This is a genomic window from Pseudomonas oryziphila (assembly GCF_003940825.1).
GTDB classification, from domain to species: domain Bacteria; phylum Pseudomonadota; class Gammaproteobacteria; order Pseudomonadales; family Pseudomonadaceae; genus Aquipseudomonas; species Aquipseudomonas sichuanensis.
Genome location: NZ_CP034338.1, coordinates 2,427,352 through 2,439,350, shown reverse-complemented (window position 1 = coordinate 2,439,350; position 11,999 = coordinate 2,427,352). Strand labels below are relative to the sequence as shown.

Here is an 11,999-nt window from a genome sequence, read left to right as displayed (position 1 = left end):
CCAGTCTCTCCTGTGCTATCACCTGGTCCGCCTTGTTGGTACGACGCGGCTTCAACATGGGCGTTGCAACCGCCCCACATGACTCAAGGCATGCACCAAGGCAGGCGCCGGTACTTTCACAGGAATAATTGGCCCGAAACAAATGTGGGAGCGGGCTTGTCCCGCGATGCGCCGCGCGGGCGGCGCTCGATCTCACAGGCGCTGCAAAAATACCGGCGAACACTGGTGGCCCACATGCGCTCTCAAGCCAGGCCTCCAGCCCTCACACCACCCTCTGCATATGCGTAGTCCGCCAAACCGGATCCTCTTCCACATCCACAATGGCAAACCCCTGCCCCTCCCAGAACCGAAGCGCCCCCGGCAAAAACGGATGGGTATGCAGGTACAGCCACTCAACCCCAGCGCGCTGCGCCGCCGCGCGCAGCGCGGCAAACAGCTCCCTTGCCAGCCCATGGCGCCGATACTCGGGCACAACAAACAACCGCACCACTTCCACCGTACGGCGGGTGCGGTAATCGAGCTGGTCAAAGCGATGGTCATACGGCAGGTAGCCGATGCATGCCACCAACCGCCCCTGGTCATGGGCGACCAGAAACAGCCCCTCCCCCTCGAGGTAGCTTTCCTCGAAACAGGCAAGGTCCCTGGGCATCGGTGAATCGGCGAGCATCGGGAAAAGCCCACGGCGGGCGGTATCGATGAAATCGACGACCTCGCGGGCATTGCGGTGGGTGGCGGTGCTCAGCGTCCAGGTCGGCATCGGCGTTGCGGCGGCTCGTTCATCACGGGCCGCCAGCATACCCAATCAGCCCGGCGAAGGTCAGGCCACGGTGTCGACCGAACCACCGGCACTGCTGCTGCCAAGCTTGTTCAGGGTCTCCAGCAACTGCGCGGTAGCCGCCGAGATCTGCCCGATCAGGGTGGTGATACTGGCCTGCTTGGCAGCAATCGCCGCCTGGCTCGCCGGGTCGTCGTGCTGCTTCGCCATCATCGCGGCCAACTGCTTCTGCTCTTCGGCCAGCTGCTTCTGCAGCCGCTCGATCATCTCGCGCAGCTCTTTGACCTCGGGCGGATCGGAGCTTTCGTCGGTCTCGATGCTGGGCCCGGCGTCGGCATCAGCCTTGAACAGCTTGGGGTCGATCTTCAGCGGCGCTGCTTCCTGAGTGCCGCTGCCAGCCTGGGTTGTGCCGTTCTGAGCGGGGGTATTGAGCGTCGGCGCGGCGCCGGCGATGTTGATGAGCGTGAAATTAACCATGTCCCTGATCCTCTGCAAGGGTCCTTCCGATGACTGCATATCGGCAGGCCACAGCGAAACATGAACGCCAACGCGTGGATAAATTTACCCCCCCGCCATTCGTCCACCTGATACCCGAACCCTGCCTGGGCGCCCGTGCGCCACCGGCAGGCACCCGATCAGCCCTGCAACGAGATGGCAATGACCAAGACCCGTTCCCGCAAAGCCCTGTACATCGGCCTGCCCCTGGCCCTGGCGGTCGCCCTGGGCAGCGCCGCCGGCTACTTCTACTGGCAAGGCCGGGAGGCCGGTTACCCGCGCCAGATCGTCGAACAGGCCAACGCCCTGCACGAACACATGCTCTCCTTCGACAGCCACGTCACCGTGCCGCTGGACCTGGGCAGCGCCGGCAACGAACTGGACAAGGACGGCCCGACCCAGTTCGACCTGGTCAAGGCCAACCGCGGGCGCCTGTCGGGCGCCGCGTTGACCATTTTCGGCTGGCCGGAAATCTGGAATGGCCCCAACGCCCCGCACCGCCCCACCCCCGGTTTCGTCGACGCCGCGCGTCATGAGCAAGAGGTGCGCTACAAGATCATCAGCGGCATGGTCCGCGACTTCCCCAACCAGGTCGGCATCGCCTACACCCCCGCCGACTTCCGCCGCCTCAACGGCGAGGGCAAGTTCGCCATCTTCATCAGCATGCTCAACGCCTACCCGTTGGGCCATGACGTCGCCCAACTGGACCTGTGGGCCGCACGCGGCATGCGCATGTTCGGCTTCAGCTACACCGGCAACAACGACTGGGCCGACTCCTCGCGCCCGCTACCGTTCTTCAACGACACCGCCGACGCCCTCGGCGGCCTGTCGCCGCTAGGCGAGCAAGCGGTCAAGCGCCTCAACGACCTGGGCGTGATCATCGACGTGTCGCAGATGTCGACGAAGGCCCTGGAAGACGTCGCCCGCCTGTCGCGCGCACCGATGGTCGCCTCGCACTCGGCGCCCCGGGCACTGGTGGACATACCACGCAACCTCTCCGACCACGAGATGCAGCTGATCAAGGCCAGCGGCGGGGTGATCCAGGTGGTCGGTTTCGGCCAGTACCTCAAGCCGCTGGGCAAGCCGGTGCTGGACAAGCTCGACGCCCTGCGCGCGCGCTTCGACCTGCAACCGCTGCAAGGCCTGGCCAACGCCCTGATGCCGGGCGACGCGGTGATCGCCATCTGGCCCGAGTCGCGCTTCGGCGAGTACGCAAGTTCGCTGTACGGCATCCTCGAAGAAGAACCCAAGGCCACCCTCAAGCAGTACGTCGACGCCATCGACTACACGGTGAAAAAGGTAGGCATTGACCACGTCGGCATCAGTTCCGACTTCAACGACGGCGGCGGCCTGGAAGGCTGGAAGGACGTGAGCGAAATCCGCAACGTCACCGCCGAGCTGCTGACCCGCGGCTACAGCGAGACGGACATCGCGAAACTCTGGGCGGGCAACTTCCTGCGCGCCTGGGAACAGGTACAGAAATCCGCACAACCCGTCGCCACCCGCTGAGCAAGGCCCAACCCTTCATGACCAACCGTCGCAGTTTCCTCAAGCAAGCCGGCGTCCTCGCCGCCGGCCTGCCCCTGCTCGCCCACGCCCAGGCACCGGCCGGCAGCGCCAAGCCGCTGGCCGGCGCCGACAAATGGCGCAACCTGCGCGAGCTGTTCCCGCTCGACCCGCAGACCCTGCACTTCGCCAACTTCCTGATCACCGCCCACGCCCGCCCCGTGCAGGCGGCCATCGACCGCCACCGCGCCGACCTCGACCGCAACCCCGCCGCCCTGATGGACTGGAACAGCCAGTACGAATGGCAGCGCGAGGACGAAGTACGCGAATGGGCCGGTCGCTACCTGGAAGTCGGGCCACGCCAGATCGCCCTGACCGGCAGCACCACCGAAGGCCTGGCGATGATCTACAGCGGCCTGCAGGTAGGCCCGAAACAGGAAATCCTGATCACCGAGCACGAGCACTACTCGGCCTACAAAGCCCTGGAATTCCGCAGCCGCCGCCAAGGCACCCAGGTCCGCAAGATCCGCCTGTTCGACAAACCCTGGAACGTCTCCACCGACCAGGTGCTGAGCACCATCGACCAGAGCATCCGCCCCGAAACCCGGGTACTCGGCATGACCTGGGTGCATTCCAGCAGCGGCGTCAAACTGCCGGTGGGCGAGATCGGCGAACTGGTGCGCCGGCACAACCGCAACCGCAGCGAAGCCGAGCGCATCCTCTACGTGGTCGACGGCGTGCACGGCTTCGGCGTGGAGAACGCGCGCTTCGCCGACTTCAACTGCGACTACTTCATCGCCGGCACCCACAAGTGGATGTTCGGCCCCCGCGGCACTGGCCTGATCTGCGCCGCGTCCACCGGCATGGAGCACCTCACCCCCAGCGTCGCCACCTTCTCCCGCGACGAAGACTTCGCCACCATCATGACCCCCGGCGGCTACCACGCCTTCGAGCACCGCTGGGCCACCAGCGAGGCCTTCAAGCTGCACCTGCAGTTGGGCAAGGCCGACGTCCAGGCGCGCATCCACCAGCTCAACAGCCTGCTCAAGGAGCGCCTGGCCGAACACCGCCAGATCGAACTGGTGACGCCACGCAGCCCCGAGTTCTCCGCCGGTTTCACCTTCTTCCGCGTGCCCGGCAAGGACCCCGACGCCTTCGCCGCGCAGCTGATCGCCAACAAGGTCATGTGCGATGCGGTGTACCGCGAAGTCGGCCCGGTCATTCGCCTGGCCCCGGGGCTGCTCAATGACGAGCAGCAGATTGAGCGGGTCATGGCCCTGGTCACCCAGCAACTCTAGAAAAGGATCTTTCATGCACACTGCCTTGCCTCGCCTCACCCTTGCCGCCCTGCTCGCCGCCTGCAGCCTGCCGGCGCTGGCCACCACCACCCCGGCGCCCGCGCCCGGCACGGTGTTCCGTGACTGCACCGGCGCCTGCCCGGAGATGGTCGTGCTGCCGGCCGGTAGCTTCATGATGGGCACCCCCGACGACGAACAGGGCCGCCAGGACGACGAAGGCCCGATGCACAAGGTGACCTTCGCCAAGCCCTTCGCCATGAGCCGCTTCCAGGTCACCGCCGAGGAGTGGGACACCTACATCAAGCAGAGCGGCGCCGTGATCCACGACGGCGACGTACGCCCCGGGCGCAAGTGCACCGCCAGCAAGCCGACCTACAAACAAGGCCCGCGGCAGCCGGCGGTGTGCATGACCTACTACGACGTGCAGGACTACGTGGAGTGGCTGTCGAAGAAGACCGGCAAGACCTACCGCATGGTCAGCGAAGCGGAACGTGAATACGCCGCCCGCGCCGGCAGTACCGGCCCGTTCCCCTTCCCCCTCGACCCAGGTGCCGACTACGAAATCAGCCAGCACGCCAACGTCTACGGGCCCAAGGACGGCTACAGCTTCACCTCGCCGGTGGGCAGCTTCCCGCCCAACGCCTTCGGCATGTACGACATGCACGGCAATGTCTACGAATGGGTCGCCGATTGCCTGCACGACAACTATGTCGGCGCCCCCACCGACGGTAGCGCCTGGGGCCATTCCACCCGCAGCGCGGACAGTTGCGAACTGGTGCAGGTGCGCGGCAACGACTGGGGCGAAGCACCAATCTTCTCCCGTTCCGGCAACCGCAACGTGATGGTCCCCCGGCGGCCCGGCGACTGGCTGGGTTTCAGGGTCGTACGCGAACTCTAAGGGCCCGGCCCACGCTAAATTGTCCCCACCGCTTCTCGTTCTATCGATGTACTCCCGCAGCCCGGGGTGAGCGCCAAAGGCCTCCCCCGCCACCTCAAGGAACCGATAGCATGAGCCAGCCCCATTCCCCCCAGCAGGTCCACGACCTCATCGGCGTGGGCTTCGGCCCTTCCAACCTGGCCCTGGCCATTGCCCTGGAAGAACTCGCCGAAACCCACGGCCACGCCCTCGATGCACTGTTCATCGACAAACAGAGCGACTACCGCTGGCACGGCAACACCCTGGCCACCCAGAGCGAGCTGCAGATCTCCTTCCTCAAGGACCTGGTGTCGCTGCGCAACCCCACCAGCCCCTACAGTTTCGTCAACTACCTGCACCAGAAGCAGCGCCTGGCCGACTTCATCAACCTGGGCACCTTCTATCCCTGCCGCCTGGAGTACAACGACTACCTGCGCTGGGCCGCCGAGCACTTCGCCACCCAGGCCCAGTACGGTGAAGAAGTGACCCGCATAGAGCCAGTGCTGGACGCCGGCAAAGTGCGCCAGCTGCGGGTTATCTCGCGTGACGCCCAGGGCCGCGAACACGCCCGCCTGAGCCGCGCGGTTGTAGTCGGCAGCGGTGGCACGCCCAAGGTCCCGGACAGTTTCCGCGCCTTCAAGGATGACCCACGGGTGTTCCACCACTCCACCTACCTGAGCAGCCTGGCCACCCTGCCCTGCAACCAGGGCAAGCCGATGCGCATCGCCATCGTCGGCTCCGGGCAGAGCGCCGCCGAGGCCTTCATCGACCTCAACGACAGCTTCCCCTCGGTCAAGGTCGACATGATCGTGCGCTCCAGCGCCCTCAAGCCCGCCGACGACAGCCCGTTCGTCAACGAGATCTTCGCCCCGGACTACACCGACCTGGTGTTCAACCAGGAACAGGCCGACCGCCAGAAGCTGATCGCCGAGTACCACAACACCAACTACTCGGTGGTCGACATCGACCTGCTCGAACGCATCTACGGCATCCTCTACCGCCAGAAGGTCGCCCACCAGTACCGCCACGCCGTGCTCTGCCGCCGCCAGGTGCAGGCCGCCACCGCCACCGCCGAAGGCATCGAGCTGACCCTGCAGGACCTAGCCACCCAGCAGTCGCAGACCCACCGCTACGACGCGGTGATCCTCGCCACCGGCTACGAGCGTCGCTCGCACCGTGACCTGCTGGCCCCGCTGCAAGGCTACCTGCAGGACTTCAGCGTCGAGCGCGACTACCGCGCCCTAAGCAACGCCGAGCTGCAGGCGCCGGTGTACCTGCAAGGCTTCTGCGAAACCAGCCACGGCCTGAGCGACACCCTGCTGTCGGTGCTGCCAAGCCGCGCGGCGGAAATCGGCGAATCGCTGTACAAGGCGCTGGCGCAGCACGCCGAGGCCGTGCCCCTGCACGCAGCCGCCATTGCCCTCACCCGCGCCTGACAGGAAGCCTCCATGAGTCCTCAACCTCCCGGGGCGCTGCGCCAACTGCTGGGGCTGCTGCGCCCGTTCTGGCCGACGGTGACCATCGCCACCCTGCTGGGCATGCTCGGCGGCCTGAGCATCACCGCGCTGCTTGCCACCATCAACAATGGCCTGCACAGCGACGGCGGCCTGCAGCAAGGCGTGGTGCTGGCCTTCATCGGCCTGTGCGTGGTGGCGCTGGTCAGCAGCATCTGCTCGGACATCGGCACCAACTATGTGGGCCAGCATGTGATCGCCGCGCTGCGCAAGCAGCTGGGCGAGAAAGTGCTGGCCGCGCCGATCGAGCAGATCGAGCAGTACCGCAGCCATCGGCTGATCCCGGTGCTCACCCATGACGTCGACACGGTCAGCGACTTCGCCTACGTGTTCGCCCCGCTGGCCATCTCCCTGACCGTGACCCTGGGCTGCCTGGGCTACCTGGCCTACCTGTCGCTGCCGATGTTCCTGCTGGTGCTGCTGGCCGTGGGTGTCGGCAGCGTCATCCAGTACGCCGCACGGGCCCGCGGCATCCGCGGCTTCGTCGCCGCCCGCGACGCCGAGGACCAGTTGCAGAAGCACTACCAGGCCATCGCCGAGGGCGCCAAGGAGCTGCGCATCCACCGCACCCGTCGCCAGCGCATGCTCAACCACGGCATCCGCGAGACCGCCGACGGCATCCGCGATACCCAGGTGCGCTCGATCAACACCTTCGTGATCGCCAAGAGCCTGGGCTCGATGCTGTTCTTCCTGGTCATCGGCCTGGCCTTGACCCTGCAATCGATGTGGCCGGCCAACGACAAGTCGGTGATCAGCGGCTTCGTCCTGGTGCTGCTGTACATGAAAGGCCCGCTGGAGCACCTGATCACCACCTTGCCGATCATCAGCAAGGCACAGATCGCCCTGCGCCGCATCGCCGAGCTGTCGCAGCGGTTCAGTTCGCCCGAGCCGCACCTGCTGCTGGAAAACGCCCCCCAGGCCAACGACCAGGCACTGCACAGCCTGGAGCTGGTCGACGTCACCTACACCTACCCGACCAACCCCGGCATCGAGCCGTTCACGGTCGGGCCGGTGAGCTTCAAGGTCAAACCCGGCGAGATCCTGTTCATCGTCGGCGGCAACGGCTGTGGCAAGACCACCCTTATCAAGCTGCTGCTGGGGCTCTACGAACCCCACCAAGGGCATGTCGCGGTCAATGGCCAGCCCGTGGTGGCCAGCAACCGTGACGATTATCGCCAGCTGTTCACCACGGTGTTCGCCGACTACTACCTGTTCGACGAAGTCATCGGCGGTGCACAGGCCACCCCGGACGATGCGCAGAAGTACCTGGCGCGCCTGCAACTGGCGCACAAGGTGCAACTGCTCGACGGCGCCTTCAGCACCACCGACCTGTCCACCGGCCAGCGCAAGCGCCTGGCCCTGCTCAACGCCTGGCTGGAAGGGCGCCCGGTGCTGGTGTTCGACGAGTGGGCCGCCGACCAGGATCCGACCTTCCGGCAGGTGTTCTACACCGAGCTGCTGCCCGACCTCAAACGCCTGGGCAAGACCATCATCGTCATCTCCCACGACGACCGTTACTTCCCGGTGGCCGACCAGTTGCTGCGCCTGGAGCGCGGCAAAGTGCTCGCCGACGCACAAACCGCCTGACCCCCGCAGGCCTTCTCCCGGGGCTGCCTGGCAGCCCCACCTCCCCCTTGCAACCACTGCGCTAGACCGCTTGCCGGCGAACAACGGCGCCGTCACGCCACCCTCATTTCGGCTCTTTTCATTTTTTTTTCACAAATCCATCCGGTTTTTCATCGCTCGTTCGTTTCATTGAAAGCTAATAAAAACTATTCCCACTTAACATACCGGAGCATCCACACGTGCAGTCCCGCCCTACCCTTTCACCGCTTGCCCGCGCCTTGTACCTCCGACGCTCCCTGTCCCTGGGTCTGCCTGCCGCTGTGATGGTCTCGGCACTCGGGACCTCGCTGGCAGCCCAGGCACAGAGCCAGACCTACGAATTCAGCATCGGCGCACAGTCCCTGGCCAGCGCGCTGATGCAACTGGCCGACCAAACCGGCCTGCAGGTGCTGTACAGCCCCGACACCCTCGGCAACCTCAGCACCCCGGGCGTACGTGGCCGGCTCAGCGTGGACCAGGCCGTTCGCCAACTACTGGGCGGCACCCAACTGCATTACACCCTCGACGGCAGCACCCTGACGGTGCTCGGCCAGGACAACGCCGGCGCCATGACCCTGGACGCCAGCGTGGTGTCCTCCACCCGCGTCGACGACTCGCCGTGGGGTGAAACCAAGGGCTACGTCGCCCGCCGCACCGCCACCGGCACCAAGACCGACACCTCGATGCTGGAAAACCCCCAGGCCATCTCGGTGGTGACCCGCGAGCGCATGGACGACATGGGCGTGCAGCGCCTGGACGAGGCACTGCGCTACACCTCCGGCGTGCGTTCCGACTCCGGCGGCGCCAACAACGCCGCCGACAACATCTACCTGCGCGGCTACGCCATTTCCTTCACCTACCGCGATGGCCTGCGCCTGCGCCCGCTGGGCTTCTTCGGCATGTTCAGCGAAGAGCCGTACGGGATGGAGCGCGTCGAAGTGCTCAAAGGCCCGACCTCGATCCTGTACGGCCAGGCCGATCCCGGCGGCATGGTCAACTCGATCTCCAAGCGCCCCACCGACTATGACCGTGGCGAGTTCGGCCTTTCCGCCGGCACCGGCCACCGCCGCCAGGCCAAGTTCGATGTCAGCGGCGCCCTGAACGACGAAAAGACCATGATGTACCGCCTGGTCGGCCTGGGCCGCGAGGCCGATGGCCTGTACGACCACACCGACGACGATCGCGGCTACATCGCCCCCAGCTTCACCTGGCGCCCCAACGACCAGACCAGCCTGACCGTGCTGGCGTCGTACCAGAAGAACAAGGCCCTGGCCCCGACCACCATCCCCTGGGCCGCCGTCAACGGTTCCAGCCCGTACGGCAAGGTGCCCATGGACCGCTTCGTCGGCGAGCCGAGCTTCGACTTCGAGGAAGTCGAAAGCACCTCGCTGGGCTACGAGTTCAGCCATGAGTTCAACGACACCTGGACCGTGCGCCAGAACGTGCGCTGGAGCGACTTCGACAACCAGGAAAACTACCTGGCGCGCGCCTTCGGCCTGAGCTCGACCGGCCTGATCACCGGCCCCGATGGCGTGCCCGGTGCATCGATCAACCGCCAGTGGCAGATCCGCCACGCCTACGGCAGCCACCTGGCACTGGACAACCAGTTGCAGGCCAGCTTCGACACCGGCCCGATCTCTCACACCGCACTGTTCGGCATCGACTACAGCTGGAGCAAGTCGGTGCGTAACGAGCGCTGGGGCAATGCCACCCCGATCAACGTGTTCGACCCGACCTACGGCAGCCCGGTGGACACCTCGGTCAACACCAGCTGGGTCAACAACCTGCAGCGCAGCACCCAGGTGGGCTACTACTTCCAGGACCAACTCAAGTGGGACCGATGGGTGCTGACCGTGGGCGGCCGCGAGGACCGCGCACGCACCCAGACCGAAGACCGCTTCACCGACATCGAGACTACCGACCAGCACTGGCGAGACTTCACCGGCCGCGCCGGCCTGGTCTACCTGTTCGATAACGGCTTTGCGCCGTACGTCAGCTACAGCGAGTCGTTCAACCCGGTCGTAGGCACCACCGGCCCTGCCCGCGGCAGCAAGCCATTCGAGCCGGAAACCGCCAAGCAGTACGAAGTGGGTGTGCGCTACCAGCCACCAGGCACCGACACCCAGATCACCTTGTCGGTCTACGACCTGACCAAGCAGAACGCGGTCACCACCGACCCGCAAGACCTGTTCAACAGCATCCAGACCGGCGAAATCCGCTCCAAGGGTGTGGAACTGGAAGCCATCACCACCGTGATGGACGACCTGAAGTTGACCGGTTCGCTGTCCTACAGCGACGTGAAAGTCACCAAGAGCAACGACGGCAACGAAGACAAGCGCCCGTTCAAGGCGCCGGCCAAGCTGGCCTCGCTGTGGGCTGACTACGCCATCCCGTTCGACCCGCTGCAGGGCCTGAGCGTCGGTGCCGGCGTGCGCTACACCGGCTGGACCTTCGGCGACAGCATGAACACCTTCAAGGTCCCGTCCTACACCCTGTATGACGCCGCCGTGCGTTACGACCTGGGCAAGCTCGACCCGAGCCTGCGCGGGGCCCAGGCCGCCGTCAACGTCAACAACCTGACCAACAAGTACTACGTGGCCTCCTGCTTCTTCTACCAGGCGTGCAACCTGGGTGAAGGCCGCAGCGTGGTCGCCGAGCTGACTTACAAGTGGTAAATCCCCCGCGTCACCGGCCCCCTGCCTGAGGCAGGGGGCTTGCTCTTCAGGCCCGCTCACGCTGATTGTGAGGGTGCCGATTTCACTGATTCATCCCGCATAGCCGGGGCCGCTACGCGCCCCATAGCGACACAAGGCCGCTCCTACAGAAGATTGCGATCCCCCTGTAGGAGCGGCCTTGTGCCGCGATGGGCTGCAAAGCAGCCCCACGATCTGAAAAGCTGCGCTATCCCTCAGGCCACCCTGGCCGACGCCCACTCCAGCAGCCCGGCATAAATCGCCCCAACCTCTTCCACCATGCCCGACATCCGCAAAAAGTCGTGGGTCAGCCCTTCGGCCACCTGCAGCGTCAATGCATTGCCCTGCTCACGCAGCGCCTGGGCGTACGCCAAACCCTCATCAAACAGCGGATCGTACTCGGCCACCGCCAGGTAGGCCGGCGCCAGGCCGCTCAGGTCGGCCTGCAACAACGGCGACACCCGCCAGTCATCGGCACGCCCCGCAGTCCCCAGGTACTGCTGGTAGAACCAGCGCAGGGTTTCGGTCTCCAGCAGATAGCCCTCGGCATACTGCTGATGCGAAGCACGTTCACGGCTGATATCGGTCACCGGGTACAGCAGCAGCTGCCCCTTGGGCTGCAGTTGCAGGCGCTCGGGCTCGCGTGCCGCGATGATCGCCAGCACCGTGGCCAGGCTGGCGCCGACACTGTCGCCGGCAAAGATCACCCGCCCAGCGTCCAGTTGCAGGGCCTGGGCCTGCCCGGCCAGCCAGTTGGCCGCACCGCGCACGTCGTCCAGCGGCCCCGGGAACGGGTGCTCCGGGGCACGCCGATAGGCCGGCGCGAACACCGCAAAGCGCCCACCGGCAGCCAAGCGACGGCAGATCGAGTCATGGGAATCGAGGCTGCCGACCACGTAACCGCCACCGTGCAGGTAGAAGATCACCGGCAGCGCCCCTTGAGCGCCCTGTGGCCGGTACAGCCGCGCAGCGAGCACCTGGCCATCGTCCAGCAGCACTTCGTGGGCGGTCACCTGCAGGTCGCCCGGCGGGGTCGGGTCGAGAATGTCCGAGGCCTGCTCGAACACCTCGCGCGCCTGGTCTACAGGCAGTTCGTGCAAGGCACGGGTGGCGCCGCTCAGGCGGCCCAGTTCGGCCAGTTCGAGGAACACGGCCAGGTCAGGATGCACAGGCATCATTCAATCCTTCAACGATGAA

9 protein-coding genes are annotated in these 11,999 nt (G+C 65.8%); 6 read left to right on the top strand and 3 right to left on the bottom strand.

What is annotated here, in order from left to right:
* Positions 1-262: 262 nt before the first annotated feature.
* Both EJA05_RS11440 and EJA05_RS11435 read right to left on the bottom strand, forming a co-directional pair.
* Positions 263-757, bottom strand: coding sequence for a GNAT family N-acetyltransferase (locus tag EJA05_RS11440; protein WP_125861298.1), 495 nt, complete (start codon positions 755-757; stop codon positions 263-265).
* A gap of 60 nt (positions 758-817) precedes the next feature.
* A complete protein-coding gene (locus tag EJA05_RS11435) occupies positions 818-1,252 on the bottom strand; it encodes a hypothetical protein (protein ID WP_125858321.1) in 435 nt (144 codons plus the stop codon).
* A 180-nt stretch (positions 1,253-1,432) separates the two neighbouring features.
* Here EJA05_RS11435 and pvdM point away from each other — a divergent pair, with 180 nt between their 5' ends.
* The 6 genes from pvdM (at position 1,433) to EJA05_RS11405 (ending at position 10,784) form a co-directional block, all read left to right on the top strand.
* Positions 1,433-2,779, top strand: coding sequence for a pyoverdine-tailoring dipeptidase-like protein PvdM (pvdM, locus tag EJA05_RS11430; protein WP_125858320.1), 1,347 nt, complete (start codon positions 1,433-1,435; stop codon positions 2,777-2,779).
* A gap of 17 nt (positions 2,780-2,796) precedes the next feature.
* On the top strand, positions 2,797-4,074 hold the full coding sequence (gene pvdN, locus EJA05_RS11425; RefSeq protein WP_125858319.1) for a pyoverdine-tailoring periplasmic protein PvdN: 1,278 nt from the start codon (positions 2,797-2,799) through the stop codon (positions 4,072-4,074).
* Positions 4,075-4,087: 13 nt separating this feature from the next.
* Entirely contained in the window at positions 4,088-4,972 is an 885-nt protein-coding gene (gene pvdO / locus EJA05_RS11420; RefSeq protein WP_125858318.1) for a dihydropyoverdine dehydrogenase, read from the top strand.
* A gap of 110 nt (positions 4,973-5,082) precedes the next feature.
* Positions 5,083-6,426 (top strand): lysine N(6)-hydroxylase/L-ornithine N(5)-oxygenase family protein, encoded by a 1,344-nt coding sequence (locus EJA05_RS11415; protein WP_125463693.1) that lies wholly within the window; start codon positions 5,083-5,085, stop codon positions 6,424-6,426.
* 12 nt (positions 6,427-6,438) lie between these two features.
* A complete protein-coding gene (locus tag EJA05_RS11410; RefSeq protein ID WP_125858317.1) occupies positions 6,439-8,091 on the top strand; it encodes a cyclic peptide export ABC transporter in 1,653 nt (550 codons plus the stop codon).
* Positions 8,092-8,309: 218 nt separating this feature from the next.
* On the top strand, positions 8,310-10,784 hold the full coding sequence (locus EJA05_RS11405; RefSeq protein WP_125858316.1) for a TonB-dependent siderophore receptor: 2,475 nt from the start codon (positions 8,310-8,312) through the stop codon (positions 10,782-10,784).
* Between the two features lie 233 nt (positions 10,785-11,017).
* On the opposite strand, the gene EJA05_RS11400 is transcribed toward EJA05_RS11405, so the two are convergent.
* Entirely contained in the window at positions 11,018-11,977 is a 960-nt protein-coding gene (locus EJA05_RS11400) for an alpha/beta hydrolase (protein ID WP_125858315.1), read from the bottom strand.
* Positions 11,978-11,999: the final 22 nt, after the last annotated feature.